Here is an 18339-nt window from a genome sequence, read left to right as displayed (position 1 = left end):
AGTTTATTGAATTAATATTTACGCCTCAGGTCAAATAAATCACCATCGATGCCTGCGGTTGTTAATTTTCCAGCTTCTCGTTCAGCACCATCTTTAGAAATGAAGTTACCTACGAATACTTGAAACGTTATGTCACCACTATATTGGTCAATCATAATGTAGACATCTTCAAATTCTTTTTCTTGAATTTCTCTACAATATTCTTGAGCGGCCTCTAAGTCTCCTAAACTAACCAGCTTAATTGACCAATTATTTTTCTCTATACGCACTCCGTCGGGATTATATAGATATTGATACAATGGATCAAAGGAAATATATTCAGCAAAATACTTTGTCGGTTTTGCAATTTCTCCCTTACTGTCTCGAACTTCGAAGAACCAATAAGCTTGGTTGATCATAAAATCATAGACTTCATAGTCACCATTCACATATAGATAGTAAGAATGGCCTTGGTCTGTCAACTGTTTTGGAGATGATTTCCCAGCAGTATAAGCTGTTATCAGGTAATGATCTATATCTGAACCTTCAACAGCATCTTGTGAAGGCTTTAATGCAACCCTTAGAAAATCTAACTTACCATCGTTATTAAATTCTCCAAATGAATCAATTCCTTGAAACACACTAGAGAAAGAAGTTTGAAACACTCTTCTTTCATTACTGATATCAAACAAATTATAACAACGATATCTACAGTTATCTCCCAAACAATCTTCACGAAAACTTACTACCATCAAATATCTTTTACCAAGGAATTCAAATTCCTTTGCTTCCAAGATATTGTTATAGTTTAGTCGGATAGATTTCTCCATACTACAATAGAAAAGGAATTCCTTTCCATTGATGTACATCCCTGTTGGGTTCGGATTGAAGATATTATCATATTGCATTCCGTTGACAAAATATGTTTTAAAATCAACAGATGCTCCAGAATAAATAGTAAAAGTAGTATCACCAACTTCTCTTGAATTCTCAGGCCACACTTCGCCTATAACCTTCACAGGTTCCTGAGAAAGCTTCGCCATTGTATAAGACATTCCAGATTGAATCTCTTGTGCAACAACAGTCAAAAAAGATAGTTTAATTAATAATGCAATGAATACAATCTTAAGTATTCTCATGGTTTTCTAACTAAGCTGTAATGTAAAATCAAGTCCCAAATATAAATCTTTCCTATCAATCTCAGTAAAAATGGAGAATATTTCAGAATATTTACAATAGATTAAACGTTAAAACATTTAATATATTGAGTAAGTAAATATTATAATAGTGATAAAATTTTAGATGAGATCATTATTTTTGTGGGAACTAGGCTAAAATAGTGCCATCTTTTTACTAAAACTAAAACCAAATATGAAATCGGCTATCTTAACAACGATACTTTTTCTCATTCATGGAGCCCTATTTGCCCAAACAGCTTTTGAGGGTACTAGAATAAGAGTAGGCGAAGGACGATATACAAGATCAGAAGACATTAAAATATATGTAAAAACCCCTAAAAACCTTATCCCGAAGAAGATTAGAGCATCTAATTATGAAGATATGCGAGATAGTCATTGGGTAGGTTATACAAACGAATTTGTTTGGACAATAACTAAAGGTGACGGTCTAAAAACGGTATATGTTCAAATTGCTGATATCGATAAAAACGTATCTCCTATTTACTCTGGGTCTGTAACTTTGGATACTACTAAACCCGAAACTCCTACTGTAGAATTTGATACTGATTCTAAATATATTAATGGTAAGCAAAGCCTTGAAATAGGAGTAATTATTTCTTGCCCTGGTGGTAAGTATTTCATGTTAAGTAACACACCTTCTTTTCATGGGGTAAAGTGGAGAGCGATCAAAGATGACTATCTTGACTGGCAACTTGAAGACGGAAATGATGGAGTCAGAAAGATTTATGTAAAATCTAGAGATGCAGCGGGAAATGTCTCTCAAATTTCTTCTGATGAGATTTATGTAGATAGAAAAGCACCATTTGACTGTCATGTTCAAATCAATAATGGAGAATTATATACGCTTCAGCAAAATAAATTCGTGGACTTACAACTATCTGCTCGTCAAGCGGACTATGTTATGGTTTCTACAGATGAGAATTTTAGCGATGCTGAGTGGTTGCCATACAGAACATCTATGGATTTTCAACTGAAAGGTGAAGATGGTGAAAAAACTGTATTTGTAAAATTCAAAGATGAAGCAGGAAATGAATCTACAATTTGTTCTGATAATATCATTGTAGACACCAAAGCACCACAATACATTAATGTATTGATTGATGGGGGAGCTAATCAAACAACTCACATCAATAAAATGGTCACTTTAGAAATCAATACCGAAACAGATGTTGAATACATAATGATTAGTAATACTCCGTCTTTCCAACAAGCACATTGGAGAAGACTTCATGACAGACATGAATGGCAACTAAGCGGTGAGGAAGATGGAATGCGCTATATTTATGTAAAAGTAAAAGATAAAGCTGGAAATATTTCATCTCCAATCAGAGCGAGTATCAAGCTTGTTAGAGGAATGGGGATCAGATAATTTAACGATTTAAACTCATAAAAAAAGAGATTACCTTAGTTAAGGTAATCTCTTTTTTTATTCAGAGTGATAAACTCTCTTTACGCGTTGTGAAACATTGGTAAGAATTTCATACGGTATTGTTCCTATAGATTTTGCTAGATCAATGATATGAGGATCGTTCCCAAAAATCACGACCTCATCACCTACTTGAACATTCAAATCTGTCACATCAATCATGGACATATCCATACAGACATTTCCGATTATTGGCACTATAGTATCTGCCACTTTTACTTGACCTACTCCACCGCTAAATCTTCGGTCGAAACCATCGGCATAACCAATATCAATAGTTGCTATTTGCATGTCTTGATGAGCAATTCCTTTACGCCCATAACCTACAGTTTCACCTTTTTTGATATGTTTAATTTGAGATATAGAAGTAACTAAACGACTCACAGGTCTAAGTCTTTCTTGATTGAAACCATTCACATCTACACCGTAAAGACCAATACCAAGTCGTACCATATCTAATTGATGTTCAGTATAACGCCCAATTCCTGCCGAATTAAGTGCATGTTTAATTACGGTATATCCTAAACTACCCTCCAAATCATTAGCCATTTCTTTAAAAGTAGTAATTTGATTTAGAGTAAACTCTTCGTGTAAGGCTTCATCTGCACCGGCCAAATGAGTAAAGGCTGATGTTACTTCAATCCATTTTTCATATTTATTTAGTTTTTCGATCAGCTTAGGTAATTCACTTTTTTCAAAACCTAACCTCCTCATACCTGTATCAAAATTCAACTGAATTTTAAATGGAAGATAAGATTCTATTTCAGAATAATTTGATTCTATAAAACTAATAAGCTGATCAAACCAATAGAAACTTGGGATTTCTGGTTCAAGTTGATATTTCAGCATTTTATCAAAAGATGCTGAAGAAGGATTTAGAACCATAATTGGTGTTCTTATTCCGTTTTCTCTCAGGTGAACACCTTCATCTGTGTATGCCACACCCAAATAATCAACTAGGTGATACTGTAAAAGACTCGCTACTTCATGGCTTCCACTTCCATACGAAAGAGCTTTTACCATAACCATAATTTTGGTACTTGGCTTTAATAGACTCCTATATACCATCAGATTATGAGCGATGGCTTCCATATTTATTTCGAGGCTAGTCCCATGAACTCTTTGTTCCAAAAACTTGACAACCTTCTCAAAGGCAAAACTTCTACCGCCTTTTACAAGTATTGCTTCATCTTTAAATACTGTACTTTTAGAAAGTTTCAACAAAAAGTCTTCGGTAGTTGGGAAAAACTGGGATTCAAAGTCTGTAAAGAAAGACTGATTTTTAAAAGTCATATCACCAATTCCTACCACTCGTTCTACTCCTTTCTGTTTTAGAAGGGATGTGAAGTTCAAGTAAAGTTCTTTAGATGGAATTTGATGTTCCAAAAAATCTGAAAAAACTACAGCCTTTATCTTACCAGCAGAATGTGTATGCAAAAAGTCTATTGCCATTGAGAGCCCTGCCAAATCATTGTTATATGTATCATCAACTACAAGACAATTATTTCTCCCTTCTTTAAGAGAAAAACGCATAGGGATTCCTTTCAATAGAGGTAGTTTTTGTTGAATAACCTCCCATTTGTAGCCTAAATGTTTTAATGTAATGACACAATGAAATGCATTTTCAAGAGATGCTTGATCTGCAAATGGAAAACTTAACTTTATATCGTCCTCACTATAATAAAAAGTTGTTCCAGACTCTGATTTAGACTCCAGCTCAAAATAAAAATCTGCAGTAGGGTTTGTTGTACTCCAAGAAAGATGTATTTGATTATTCAGAACGTCATCGACAAGCTGATGATCTTTACAATAAATAACACAAGAACTATCTTTAAATAGAGAGGCTTTTTCCTCAACTTTTTCTTTCATAGAAGAAAAACCCTCTCCATGAGCTTGTCCAATGTTTGTAAAAATCCCTGTGGTGGGTTGAATCATTTTTTGAAGATTAAGCATCTCTCCTTTTTTAGATACTCCTGCTTCAAAAATACCTATTTCATGTACTGGCTTCATTTGCCAAACTGAAAGAGGTACTCCAATTTGTGAATTATAACTTTTAGGACTTTTTACGACTCTAAAATCTTCCTCTAATAAGGTATATAACCACTCTTTAATAATGGTTTTTCCATTACTTCCCGTTATTCCAATTACAGGATAAGTGAACCGCTGACGATGATCTTGAATAAGCTCTTGAAAACTAACTAAAGTATCTTCGACTTCATAAAAGACTGCTTCTGGAAAAGCATCGAAATTAACTTTCCCTTTCTGACAAAGAAAACTTCTACACCCTTGTTTGTATAACTCAGAAATATAATGGTGTCCATCGGTTTTTTGTCCGCTTAATGCGACAAAAAGTGTTTGCGATGGAGATATTACTTTACGACTATCAACTTCTATAAATTTGATAGTTTGATTTTTAAGCAGTTCAGCAGTTTGCATTATTGTAAGAATTCTGAATTTTTGAAAAGTTACAATATTATCTTTTCATATTTCAAAATTCCGCAACATATATTGTTTAAATTATTAAACTCTAAATCCAAAAACTAAAACATCATCTATTTGCTTTCCTTTTCCTTTCCAATTTTCAAAAGATTCATTCAGAAGTTGTCTTTGAGTTTCCATCGTAAATGCACTTCCATCTAACAAAGTCTTTCTAAACCTTTTAGACATATACTTTCTGTTATCTGGCCCTCCAAATTGATCTTGGAATCCATCAGAATACATATAATAATTAGTACCTTGTTCTAGAGGTATCACCCTCGATTGGAAAATTTTCTCTTTCTTATTATGCCCTCCGATTGCACACTTATTTGGGGTAAAGAGGTGTTCTTCACCATCTTGTTTCACCATAAAAAGCGGTGAGTTTGCACCACAATAAGTAAGTGTTTGCTCTGCTCTATCAATCACACAAATAGACAAATCCATTCCATCATTTCGATCTCCACCTTTATCTTGCCCCAATACATTTCTTATTCCATGATCTAAAGCATATAGAATTCGTTCAGGGTTTTGAGTTTGAAGAATGATATTGTTGAGTAACACGTCTCCTATCATTGACATAAATGCACCAGGTACACCATGTCCTGTACAATCTACAACTGCTAAAGCTAATTTTTCATTATGCTCTTTGAACCAATAAAAATCACCACTTACAATATCTCTTGGTTTGAAAAGAATAAAATGTTCATTCAAATGACGATCTAGCTCTTCTTTTCTTGGGAATATGGCATTCTGAATTTTCTTGGCATAATTAATACTCGACAAGATATCATTGTTCTTACGTTGGATATCAAGCATTGCATTTTCCAGAAGCTTTGATTTCTCCTGTACCATATCGCGTTGAGCACTTATTTCTTCATTTTGTTGACGAATTTCTTCATTCAGTGTGATTAGTTCTTTTTGCTGCTTATGAAGTTTTGTGTTCTGATCTTTAATCTCTTTTGTTCTTTCCATCACCTTTCCTTCAAGCTCTCTATTTACTTTGGTCTGTAAATCAGAATTTACTTGAAGATGTTGGATGATTTCTTCTTGTTTTTCTTCATTCTCTTTCTTCAGTATATTAATTCGATTTGACAAGGCGAAAGAGAACAATACCGTTTCTATTGATGAGCCAATCAACATTGAAAAATCAGTCCATAAACTGGAAGGAATAAGACCAATTGATTTAAACAAATAAGTCATGAAACCCGCAATGAAGAAAATATAAGCCAATAAGAAATATTCTGAAGAAGGATATTTTCTGAGGTAGCTCCTGATAGAAATGATTAAGACAAAAAGAAAAGTTAGTAAACCTAGTAAAGAACTTAGATTTGCAGATAAAGCTACTTGCCCAAATAAGTCTGGTAGCGTAACAAGGACAAGAGATGCAATAATGATAAGAGTGATTCTATTGAAAAGAGGATCAAATGTAGTGAGTTGGTGAAATCTGCGAACAAACAATAAGATCGAGATTCCCAACATACTTGAAAGTATTACATCAATCTGACCAAAATCTCTTACCAATTCAGAATTAAGAGGGAGCATCTCAAGTAAATAACCATCATTAAAGACAGATGTAATAGAGAGTATCCCTACAATCATCAAATAATAAACATAACTCCTATCATTGGTAGATATGAATACAAAGAAATTATAGAAGAACATAATCAGAAATACTCCGAGAAAGAAGTATGATATGTTTCTTCTTAATAAATTCTCTTCATTAAATTTTGCTTGAGGATAAGTCTTAAAAGACAAATCAGTAGGAGTAACCATATATTCATGGCTAGCTTTTAATCTTACCAAATAATTTTCAGATACTCCTTTAAAAAGCGCTATTGGAATTAGGTTTTTATTCCCCGAAACAACTGTGCGTTCTTCCAGTAATGTCATAACACCTGTATTTCCAATTTTCACATTATCACTTAGGTCATATAACTCAACCTCAGCCCAATCAGGGAATTCTATAAAATAAGAGTTATCTTTTTCATTCGACCTTAAATCAAATTTCATCCATATTTGATTCTCCCCTATTTCAGGAAAAGAGTGATCGGAAAGAAATTTAAACTCATCAAATAAAGAATTGATGGATTGGAAATCGTGTACATTCCCTTCATCTACATAAAACAAAACATTTTCCTTTATCAAGTCCGACTCTTTCACTGATGAAGACACGGCTGTTGATGCACTAAACAATGAAAAAGAAAATGTTACGATTAAAGCTCTTAAATAAGGATACAGGATAGATTCTTGATACATCACAATCAATATAATTGGTAATAACAAGTAAAAGATACCACTGTTTATAGCTTAAGGTGAAAGAGACTTGGGCTGATTATTACATGTGTGACCAATTGGAATTGATGAATTAATTCAAAAATCACTTTTGCTGATAAGCTTTTTCAATAGTTTCAATATTCCCTAACTCAGTTTTAACTATTCTCATTTCGTGTAAAAGTTGATTATCATCTGTCAAATATGCTATTCTTTCTAAACCTTCAATTGCACTCAAAGCTGTATGGTCTATTCTATAAGATTGTTGATACGCAAATTTTGCTTCCTCAAACTGGACTAAATGTTCATAACAATATCCTAACAAAAAGTAAATCATTGCTCTACCATTTACACCATAATTAAGAGCTTCTAAATAACAAGACTTAGCTTCATCAACCTTTTCCAATTCTAGATATGCCTCCCCTAACTCCACCAATGCGATCGAATCTTTAGGACAAAGTTCTTTAAGTTCTTTTGCATACTTAAGAGCTGATTCATTGTGTTTTAGATAATAGTTTTCTTTAATTCTACTCTCAAGAACTGGAAACAAAACAGCTGCTTTGAAAATGGTATCTTCCTCACTTTCGATGATTATATCTTGCGCATATTTCTGAGCTTTATCCATCATCTCTACCATCTCAGCATTATTCTTATGAATCATAGGTGAAAATGCCCCAACTCTGTAATACCTACTCATATATTCATAGTAATGATTCTCGCTTCTAAACTCCTTGTTGTTCTCAATTACATTCAATAGTTGAGGGAGGTATTTATCAATTTTTTCAGCGTTAAATTCCAACTTTGCATACTGAACAATCACTTGATAAATGGCATCGGCTTTAAGAATAGAATTCTCTGGTAGTTTGCTTACTAAACTTTCAATTTCCTCTATTTGATAAACTGACTTCTCTTCCATTGAAAGAAGGTACCGAACCTGTTTGTGAAGAAACAATAATTCCAATTCGGCTTTATCTGAAGAATTAGTAAAATCTTCAGACAGTAACAATTGATTGATGAGCTCTAAAAAACCTAAGGCTTTCAGAAGTTTTACAACACTTACTTTCTCTACTGAATCTAATTGTTGGAAATTTGTGACTTGATTACACAAAATTCGCCAATCATCTGATCTCTCAGAAAATAAAAGATCGACAGGAGAATCAATAGCAGAATGAGTGAGATATAAACTTTTGTAAAGATTTTCTCGGAAAGACGAAGTGATAGATACATGCAATGGAAGGAGATTACCTACTCCTTTCCAGTTTTTAATCTCACGAATAAGATTTTCTACAAACAATGGTCGTCCCTCCACATTTTGAAAGGAAAGATCAAGAAATGGACGATAACAATCGAGAAGAAAATGTTGAGACATAATAGGTTTGAATTAAAAATGGCTGTCCTATTTTAGACAGGACAGCCGTGAAACTTTTTAAGATTTTTCTTCTAATACCCTTAAGGTATAAGCATCTCTATCTACCAAACGTTAGATGATTTGTTGCTTGATCCAGATTTGAATTTAGGTCTCATAATGATCAGATTTTTGATTAATAGTCAATAGGTTAAACTGTTAAGCATGCTTAAGATTGATATCACCTAGTAAACTTCCACGCACCCCAAAACGTTTCATAGCCCTTGATACCCTATCGTAATATTCTTTAGTAAAAAAGAGTACTCAATTGACCTTTTTTCAAACAAACCAGGTCGATATCACATGCCCTTTATGGGAGATAAGCTTCAAATTCAGCCTAGAATTTGGTAAATGAATACTTTGGCTGCTTTTGAAAAATTTTAACCTACCTATGTAAGTATTTTCGACCTCAAAGAGCTAATTCTTCCCCTAAGCTTGATTTAATTCTTTACTTCAGAATCACTGAATACCATTAGATTCATTTTTGAAGTTTTGACTATATTTGAATAATACAATCCCTACAATTCAAACTACAATATCAAACATCAGAATGTATTTAGTATTCGATACAGAAACTACAGGACTACCTAAAAATTGGAAGGCACCGATGACTGATCTGGATAATTGGCCGAGAATCATTCAATTAGCTTGGGCTTTTTATGACGATAGCTACCAATTAGTTGAAAAGAAAGTTGACCTTATTAAACCCGATGGTTGGGTGATGCCTACAGATACTTTTTGGATTGAAAATGGCTTTAGTCAAGAAAAATCTGAAGCTGAAGGTATTCCAATTACAGATGCGCTTAATTCTTTTAAAGATAAACTGGAAGAATCAAATTATTTGATTGCGCACAATATGAGTTACGATTACAATGTTGCGGGTGCAGAATTCATTCGTTTCATGATGCGATCTCAAAATAAGCCTCAAAAAATATGTACAAAAGATAGCTCTACTGACTATTGTAAAATACCAGGGCCTTATGGCTACAAGTGGCCAACACTTATGGAATTACATACATTTTTATTTGAGGAAGGATTTGAAGGTGCTCATGACGCATTAGCTGATGTAGAAGCTTGTGCAAGATGTTTCTTCGAGTTGAAAAAAAGAAATATAATACAAATATAAACCTTATGAATGTGGTAGCTCAATTCGATTTGAGCTACTTTATTTTTTGCTTATGAAAAATCTACTAAAATTCATTCCTCTATTACTTCTTCTATTTGCGGCTTGTAAAAGTCAGATGATTCAGAAAAATACTGTCAAGACAATTGAGAAGTATCCACTTTTTCAACAGCACCATATCGGACTTTATGTCTATGACCCTAGTACTCAAAAAAGTATTGTTTCGCACAATGCGGATAAATACTTTACCCCTGCCTCAAATACTAAAATTCTAACTTTCTATACCGCTTTAAAATCTTTACCTGATACCTTAACCTCTCTAGAATATTTTAGTAAAGGAGACTCTATTATTATTTGGGGAACGGGAGAACCTACTTTACTCCACTCATCATGGGAATATGCTCAAACCCAACATGTATTGGATAGCTTGACAGAAGGTAAACAAATTCTACTAGCTAAAAGACCATATGAAGAAGACAACTTAGGAGCTGGTTGGGCTTGGGATGATTATACCTATTATTTTTCGGCAGAAAGATCTGCACTCCCAATAGCTGGAAATGTAGTCAACGTTTCTATGAATGATGATCAATTAGATGTTTATCCATCATCTTTTAATCATCAATTTTCAGCAGATTCTCAAGGTGCAAGACTAGATAGAACTTGGGATAAAAATACATTTGCCTACAACCCTGAAAAGCTTACACAAAGAAAAAGAGAAATTCCATTTCATTGGTCATACGAATCTGCTCAAGAACTATTAGAAAATGCACTAAGCGATTCTATTCAACTCATTGAGTTTGATAGTGCATTCAGAGAATTTAAACAAGGTGAAATTTTGAGTGTTGACAGAGATTCTGTACTCCGAAAGATGATGTGGGAAAGTGATAATTTCTTAGCAGAACAACTTCTGATTCATTCCGCTCATGAGAAATTAGGTGTTCTTAGCTCTGAAAAAATGATTCAATATGTATCTGATAGCCTGTTTAATTTCCTTCCAAGTCCTGTACGTTGGACAGACGGATCGGGACTTTCGAGATACAATCTTAATACTCCAGAAAACTTTGTCGGTATTCTTAGTGATTTATATAAAGATTTCGATCAAGATTATTTGTTCCAATTTTTTCCGATAGGTGGCGTAAGAGGTACCCTAAAAAATTATTATAAATCTGAGAAGCCATTTGTGTATGCTAAAACAGGCACTTTATCGAATAATCACTGTTTGAGTGGTTATTTAATCACAGCTAAAGGGAAAGTTCTTGTATTTAGCTTTATGCACAATAACTACCTTTATTCTTCAACAGAAATAAAGGGAGGAATTAATGAGGTGTTAAACTATTTGAGAGAAAATTATTAAAATATCACAATTTTCTTACATCTTTTTGCCTAAATGGCATTTTTCATTGTCTTAATAATGAAATAGATTAGATGTCTACAGATGCCCGTTTCTTATCTCCCCTAAGAACGGGCATTTTCTATTCCCTGTAAAAACTATATTTAAAGTAGTCCATTTGGACTCTGAGTGCAACATTCCAATAATCCCAGTCATGAGCACCAGGTCTTTCTATATAGGTATGAGGTATTTTTTCTTTGACTAAAGCATCATGCAAATTCCTATTCACATTTATCATTTCATCATTCAACCCACAATCAATGATCATTCTATAGTTATTCTCTTTTAATATCTTTAGCTGATTCACAATGATTTCTTGATCCCACAATTCTTCATAGAGCACATATTCTCCCAAAAGTTTAATCAATCCCCATCTTTCCCAGTGTTTTGAAAACAATCTAAAATCTACCACGCCACTCATTGAACCTATCACAAAAAAAGTTTGAGGTTTTCTGAAAGCCACATGAAACGCACCAAAACCACCCATGCTTATTCCTGCAATTCCTCTAGCTTCTTTTTTTGGAATGGTTCTAAAGAATTGATCAATATGTTCTACTAATTCAGTTCCAATAAACGTAGTGTACTTATACGCTGGTTCCATAGGGCTATCCAAATACCAACTATCAGTACCACCATCAGGACATACTACGATATATCCTCCATTATCTACATAGTTATCTAAAAACTTAATCTTATCTATAAAGCTCTTATGTCCTCCATCAAAACCATGTAATAAATACAAAACAGGAAAATGAACTAGCTTATCCCTGTCATAGTCGTTAGGCAATAAGACCGTCACTTGAATATCTTTATTCATTACATCGCTATGAACAATGATATTTTTAATCTCTGACGCGAAAACTCTGAAGCAGAAAAAGCTGAATAAGAAAGTAAAGTATAAGGCTCTAAACATCTTGATTTATAAGTATATTTTAATCTAAATGGACTTATCCATAAGAACAATCAATACCAATATTAGACTTATACTTCATTTTAATGATTATATCTTTTAAAGGAATTATACTTACAAATCTTTATACATCTCTAAAAGAAAATCTGAGATTCTGTGATCTGTAGCGTATAAAACTCCAACTTCATTCATGAAAATTGATTGATCTGAATTTAGGCTTAATGTTTTTCCATACATATCAGATGTATTTGCGCCTAGCTCCCGATAAATACAAACTGTCGCAGCAAAATCCCACAAGCTTCCTCCTCCTTTATTCGACTTAGGAAACTTAAAATAACAAGCAGGATGGTTCTCCAAAGCCCAGATAGCATTCATCACAGCACCTCCATACCCAATAATTTCAAGATCTTCTAAGGTTAATTCTTTTCTAAGACTGTCTAAAGCTTCTTTTACCTTAGGGAAAGAGGCATGACTTAAAAAGCTACGATCTGTATAAAATGACAAATTAGAGCTGCATTTATCATTCTTGAAATTCCATAAAGTATCATTTTTATATACTCCTTCCCCACTTATTGCCCTGTATAAGTGATTGACAATTGGGTCGTAAACTACACCTATAACAGGTATTCCTTCTTTAGAAACTAATGCCACAGAAATAGAAAAGCCAGACTTCCCTTCAGTGAAGGGTAAAGTTCCATCTAAAGGGTCTACACACCAGAAATAATCTTTCTCAAATCGGCTAGAGTCATCTTCTGCTTCTTCGGTCAAGAGTCCTAAATCGAATTCTGAAAAAGTGAAATCGAGTACTTCCAATATTTTATTTTGACTTTCTATATCAGCTTCAGTAAAAACTTGGGAAGCAAGACTTTCACCTCCTTCCTTTTGGTGAACCAAGATACTTTTTTGGAAATACTGTTTCACAATTTCACCCGCTCGGAGAGTTGCTTCTTGGGCAATCAAACTCAATTCTACCAACTGTTCCTCATTCAATTTCATAAGCTAACTTTTACTTTTGATATCCTTGACCACCTCTCTTGCTAGTCTTTCACTATAAGAATTGATTTTCCAATGTCCGGGACTCCACCCCTTCAAGAAACGATGAAAATCTGTCCATGCATAAGGAAAAAGTGTTCTCCATTCTTTTTCTAAATCATCAAAGTTAATTGGAGAATCTTTCTGCTCAAGCGCCTTCTTCAGTTCTTGGAAGTAAATATCGAGCAACTCTTGCTCATAAAGTTCACACTCATTTTCGTTGAGACAGCTACCAATAAAATAAACAAGATCTTTCATTCCACAACCGCCACCTACATACTGAAAATCTACCGCAGATGCTTTTTGACCATCAGAAGAAAAACAGAAGTTTGCCAATTTAGCATCGCCATGTACAAAGGTTTGAAAATTAGCATTTTTCAGAACCTCATCTATATCTTTTGCATATTGCTTTAAGTCTTTATCTGTTAGTTCCTCAAACTCATCTGGACGAGTATCTAAATGCCAATACGTTCCAATTTCCCACAAACCTGTTGGTTTTTCTCCAAGAAATGAAGCATGAAAATTTGCTAACCAATGCAAGCACGATTTTATTTCAGTCCAACTTACTGAATGTTTTCTTTCAGGAAATCCACTAGCATCTAAATCCTCCAAAACCATCAAAACTTCTCCATCCTTGCTTTCGAATGCCAAACATTTAGGAATTCTACATTCATCATCACAATTCATTGCAAAATGTTGATACCAATATGTTTCTACTTGATAGGATTTCACTTTTCGTTGATGGGAAAAATCGGTATTCCAACCTCTTGGGTGGGCGGAATCTAATGGAAGTTTGACATGTTTAATAACAACACTTTCTACATCTGCTTCTTCCAATTTAATTCTTAAAATCTCTCCGTAACCACTCCATAAATTCTGAATTAAAATAGACTCTTTTATGGCTTTCGCATTTGTTGATTTAAGAATAACGGATTTAAAGTACTCGTTCATCGATTAGTAATTACTTATTCTTGATATTCTTCAAAGATAATACAAGCATCTTTAAACAATATACAAGTGAAGAATTAACTATAGAATATGTGTACTCTAACTAGAAATCAAGTCTTTTAAAAAAATGACTATTATAAATAGCATAGATTTACCTTAAAACTACTTGACCATCTTTATGCATTAGATCGATCGCCCTGTTTAGAAGTTTATCCTTCTTGATATGTAACTCTGAAGTTAGCTTTAAAAAGTCAGGTTCTTTGAACATTGGATGACTATCATTTAGTTTTATCACTTTTTTCTCAAATACCTCGTAGTCATGCCATTTCCCTAAAACTACTCCTAACTTCTTAAGTTTTGCATGATTAATAAAAACGAGCTGAGTTAATAGAATTTGCTGATTTATGAATTGAAGGATGTAGAATGTTTCTTTTGCTAAAGTCCTGATTTTATGAAAACGTTTGATTTTCGTGCCTTCTGAAAAAATATCGTGCATGGTGTAAACATTATCTTGAGCAAAGTTCACAGCTTGAGTCAATACTTTTTTTTCATCGGCATCTTTGACAGCCACCTTAATTCTGTCTTCTATAAAACTTAAAGAATGAAGATCAAACTCAAAAACTTCATTTCTGAATTGATCAAATGCCTGTTCTTCTTCTTTGGACAGAAATTCTAACAGTCTTTTATAAGGTTTATCTTTTGTAGTCAGATGTTTTTCAAACTCTGCATATTGTAATTGTACATCTCTGAGATAGCCCGCTGATTTATAAATTTCATGAAAGGGTTTAAAATTATCGTCAGTATCATATTCATTCTCAGAAATAAGTTTTATAAGGTTAAAAAGTGACTTCATCTGCTTAAAAGAAACACGCATCTGGTGAATACTTTCTACATCTTTATTTTCGTAGGCAGTATTCAAATTAACTCTAATACTTTCCTTGATTTCTTGATAATAGCCAATGACCCTTTCTCCAATCATGAAATTTATATTCTATGCTTAATGGAAACTTCTAACCGATACGTTGTCTTACCAAATCAGGATCGTTTAAGTGATAAGTGATATGCCCTTCATCACAAACTATCATTTGGAAAATCCCTTTTTCATGTAATTCGTCCAATTTATTTCTTGCTTCATCCACTGTAATCTTTGCTTTCATTGTCAGTGATGCAATACTTAATTTTCCTTGAGAAAGAGATGCAAAACGTATGACATCACTATCGCTTACTCTACATTGGAGCTTTGTATAATAAGGACTTTTAAGTACACTTCTGACTGTTTCACTAAGAACATAAACTGTTCTGTAATGCTCATCATATTCTATACTTAATATACCTTGAGCAAGCATAGATGACAATTTGTACTTGGCATCATCCTTATTCAGTCCAGAAATACTCGTAAACTCATTGAGAGTGATTTGCATTTTATTTTGAGTTAACATCTCAATCACATCACTATTAGAGATTTTTCGTATTGCATTTCTATACCTTTTTCTTGATTGATCAATTAGAAAAATGCCAATTCCACTGGCTATCATTAAAGAAAATATAAATAGTAAAGTTTCCATAAGTAACGTAGGCTAATCATCAACTGGAGAAACTACGCACTGTTCATTCGGATGCCCAGCTTATCCCACAAATTGAAATCCATCAATATTTTCAATTCCTTCTATTTGAAAATATTAGAGCTAATTTTTGTCTATTATATTAAGCAGCTATACAAGTCGGAAGTTCCGAATGCGTAAGAAACTAAGGTATTTATAGTCTTTTCTTATCTGAGTAATTTTCAGAATAAATCGTTTCTATAAAGTTAAATTCAGCTAGACGCTCATTTTCACTTTAAACAAGTATTTTATTTAAGATACCTTCCAACTAATTTCTAGACTTTGTGTTAGGTTTATGAAAATCATAAGTAACCAGAGAATATTTATCACTATAGACATCATCATCTTGTTTCTGATGTCTTGTCAAAGTAAAAATCACATCACCAACACAGATATGGACACTCAAAAAACTGCTAATCGATTAATACATGAATCAAGTCCGTACCTATTACAGCATGCATATAATCCTGTAGATTGGTATCCTTGGGGAAAAGAAGCACTAGAAAAAGCTAAAAAAGAAGATAAACCTATCATCGTGAGTATAGGCTATTCTTCTTGTCATTGGTGTCATGTTATGGAGCATGAGTCTTTTGAAAATAAAGAGATTGCTCAAATCATGAATGATAACTATGTCTGTATCAAAATTGATAGAGAAGAAAGACCCGATATTGATCAAATTTACATGGAGGCAGTACAACTTATGGGACAGCAAGGAGGTTGGCCTCTTAATGTATTCCTAACTCCAGATCAGAAACCATTTTATGGTGGGACTTATTTTCCTCCAAAAGGCTGGAGCAATTTATTGGTAAGAGTTGCCGAAGTCTATCAGAATCAGATAGGAGAAATCCAGCAATCCGCAGAGAAAATAAAAGAACGATTGAATGTAGATGAATTAGAAAGATTTCAACTTAGTAGTTCTGATGATTTTTCGACAGATCGTTTTGAGCAAATGTTCTTCAACTTTGCTCCACACTTCGATACTGTAGATGGTGGGATGAACAAGGCTCCAAAATTCCCAATGCCATCCATTTATAATTTTCTTCTAAAATATTATCACTTCTCAAACGATAAAAGAGCTTTAGACCAAATCACACTTACACTAGACCGAATGGCAAACGGAGGAATCTACGATCAGATTGGCGGTGGATTTGCCAGATATTCGGTAGATGGCGAGTGGTTTGCTCCTCATTTTGAAAAAATGCTCTATGACAATGGTCAATTGTTGAGTGTTTATGCTGACGCATATAAGGTCACAAAGAAAGAAAGTTACTTGAAAGTAATTGAGGAAACAGTCTCATTTATAGAAAGGGAACTTTTAGATAAAAGTAACGGAATTTACTCTGCCTTGGATGCTGACTCAGAGGGAATTGAAGGGAAATTCTACATTTGGAATGCAAATCATCTGAAAGAACTACTTGCAGATGACTATGAACTTTTTGCTGATATTTATCAAATCAAAAACAATGGTAACTGGGAACATGGCGAAAACATTCTTTATAGAGTAAATGATCTATCTCAGATTGAAGAAAAATATGAACTATCATCCGAAGAACTTCAACGGAAAATAGATACTTGGAAAGTTCAATTGTTAGAAGAAAGAGAGAAAAAATTTCGCCCAGGATTGGATGATAAAGTATTGACCTCTTGGAATGCACTTCTGCTAAAAGGACTTTGTGATACTTATACAGCTACAGAAAATGAAGCATATAAAGATCTTGCTTTGAAGAATGCAGAGTTCTTGGAGAAAAATATGCTACAAGATAATTTTAGACTTCTGAGAAGATACAAAGATGGCAACGCAGGAATTGATGGCTATTTAGAAGATTACGCAGCTCTCATCTCTGCTTACATCAGTTTATATCAGATTTGCTTTGACGAGAAGTGGTTAAATATCGCTAAATCCATTACAGACTACACACTTCGTAATTTCTATGATGAAAATGAAGGCTTTTTCTATTTCACTGATGCAACATCTGAAGTTTTAATTGCCCGAAAAAAAGAGATATTCGATAATGTAATTCCAGCTTCGAACTCAATAATGGCTACAAATCTCTACTTGATTGGTGAGTTTTTCTCAGATGAAAAATATATGTCAATTAGTCGTGATATGCTTTCAAATATCAATCCTCTGCTCGAAAAAGACGTGCAGTATTTGACTAATTGGGGAAGTTTATATGCTTTACAAATGAAGCCTACCACTGAAATTGTGATTGTTGGGAAAAAATATCAAAAAGTTGCTAATGCTTTTTCAAGTCAATACGCACCTTTCAATATCATCTTAGCAACAGAGGAAAAAAGTGATTTACCATTATTCCAAAACAGATCTGCTAAAGAAGGAGAAACGACTATTTATATCTGTCAAAACAAAGCCTGCAAGATTCCAGTCCATTCTGTAGAAGAAGCATTCAAAATATTGGAAGATATTCAATAAGGTTTCATGCTGTGATAAAAAGGGGAACTAAAAACAGGAACGAAACCTCTATTACGAGTGTCTATGAGAAGTAACTATTCACGTTTGTGATAAATTCAACCAGCTGAAAGGGGGCTTTATTGCTCCCTTTTATATCCTAAAACCAC

13 protein-coding genes are annotated in these 18339 nt (G+C 33.6%); 4 read left to right on the top strand and 9 right to left on the bottom strand.

What is annotated here, in order from left to right; all coding sequences use genetic code 11:
• Nucleotides 1-11: 11 nt before the first annotated feature.
• A complete protein-coding gene (locus BC781_RS14820) occupies nt 12-1118 on the bottom strand; it encodes an SPOR domain-containing protein (RefSeq protein WP_109619098.1) in 1107 nt (368 codons plus the stop codon).
• A 232-nt stretch (nt 1119-1350) separates the two neighbouring features.
• Between BC781_RS14820 and BC781_RS14815 the strand changes: the two genes are divergently transcribed.
• Nucleotides 1351-2547, top strand: a complete 1197-nt coding sequence (locus tag BC781_RS14815; RefSeq protein WP_109619097.1) for a hypothetical protein — start codon at nt 1351-1353, stop codon at nt 2545-2547.
• Nucleotides 2548-2604: 57 nt separating this feature from the next.
• Here BC781_RS14815 and BC781_RS14810 read toward each other — a convergent pair whose 3' ends face one another.
• The 3 genes from BC781_RS14810 to BC781_RS14800 form a co-directional block, all read right to left on the bottom strand.
• Complete coding sequence (locus BC781_RS14810; RefSeq protein ID WP_109619096.1) at nt 2605-5040, bottom strand: bifunctional UDP-N-acetylmuramoyl-tripeptide:D-alanyl-D-alanine ligase/alanine racemase; 2436 nt, start codon at nt 5038-5040, stop codon at nt 2605-2607.
• A gap of 84 nt (nt 5041-5124) precedes the next feature.
• Nucleotides 5125-7338 (bottom strand): 7TM diverse intracellular signaling domain-containing protein, encoded by a 2214-nt coding sequence (locus BC781_RS14805; protein WP_146201699.1) that lies wholly within the window; start codon nt 7336-7338, stop codon nt 5125-5127.
• Nucleotides 7339-7459: 121 nt separating this feature from the next.
• On the bottom strand, nt 7460-8722 hold the full coding sequence (locus BC781_RS14800; RefSeq protein ID WP_109619092.1) for a tetratricopeptide repeat protein: 1263 nt from the start codon (nt 8720-8722) through the stop codon (nt 7460-7462).
• A 586-nt stretch (nt 8723-9308) separates the two neighbouring features.
• Between BC781_RS14800 and BC781_RS14795 the strand changes: the two genes are divergently transcribed.
• Both BC781_RS14795 and BC781_RS14790 read left to right on the top strand, forming a co-directional pair.
• Complete coding sequence (locus BC781_RS14795) at nt 9309-9884, top strand: 3'-5' exonuclease (protein ID WP_109619090.1); 576 nt, start codon at nt 9309-9311, stop codon at nt 9882-9884.
• Between the two features lie 52 nt (nt 9885-9936).
• The gene (locus BC781_RS14790) at nt 9937-11235 is read left to right on the top strand and encodes a D-alanyl-D-alanine carboxypeptidase/D-alanyl-D-alanine-endopeptidase (RefSeq protein WP_109619088.1); all 1299 of its coding nucleotides are present in this window, start codon (nt 9937-9939) and stop codon (nt 11233-11235) included.
• Nucleotides 11236-11353: 118 nt separating this feature from the next.
• On the opposite strand, the gene BC781_RS14785 is transcribed toward BC781_RS14790, so the two are convergent.
• From BC781_RS14785 to BC781_RS14765, 5 genes are all read right to left on the bottom strand, one after another.
• Nucleotides 11354-12088: an alpha/beta hydrolase gene (locus tag BC781_RS14785; RefSeq protein WP_158281493.1), complete on the bottom strand. Its 735-nt coding sequence runs from the start codon at nt 12086-12088 to the stop codon at nt 11354-11356.
• Between the two features lie 207 nt (nt 12089-12295).
• Nucleotides 12296-13177: a 3'(2'),5'-bisphosphate nucleotidase CysQ family protein gene (locus BC781_RS14780; RefSeq protein WP_109619084.1), complete on the bottom strand. Its 882-nt coding sequence runs from the start codon at nt 13175-13177 to the stop codon at nt 12296-12298.
• A gap of 3 nt (nt 13178-13180) precedes the next feature.
• Complete coding sequence (locus BC781_RS14775; RefSeq protein ID WP_109619082.1) at nt 13181-14164, bottom strand: oxidoreductase family protein; 984 nt, start codon at nt 14162-14164, stop codon at nt 13181-13183.
• Between the two features lie 148 nt (nt 14165-14312).
• Entirely contained in the window at nt 14313-15140 is an 828-nt protein-coding gene (locus BC781_RS14770) for a CHAD domain-containing protein (protein WP_109619080.1), read from the bottom strand.
• Nucleotides 15141-15171: 31 nt separating this feature from the next.
• Entirely contained in the window at nt 15172-15726 is a 555-nt protein-coding gene (locus tag BC781_RS14765; RefSeq protein WP_146201698.1) for a hypothetical protein, read from the bottom strand.
• Nucleotides 15727-16057: 331 nt separating this feature from the next.
• Between BC781_RS14765 and BC781_RS14760 the strand changes: the two genes are divergently transcribed.
• Nucleotides 16058-18193 carry a thioredoxin domain-containing protein gene (locus BC781_RS14760; RefSeq protein WP_245935621.1) on the top strand — a complete coding sequence of 712 codons (2136 nt, stop codon included), beginning with the start codon at nt 16058-16060 and terminating at the stop codon, nt 18191-18193.
• The last annotated feature ends 146 nt before the right edge of the window (nt 18194-18339 follow it).

The sequence above is a fragment of the Sediminitomix flava genome (assembly GCF_003149185.1).
In the GTDB taxonomy this organism is placed as follows: domain Bacteria; phylum Bacteroidota; class Bacteroidia; order Cytophagales; family Flammeovirgaceae; genus Sediminitomix; species Sediminitomix flava.
This window is presented reverse-complemented; position numbering and strand designations above follow the sequence as displayed.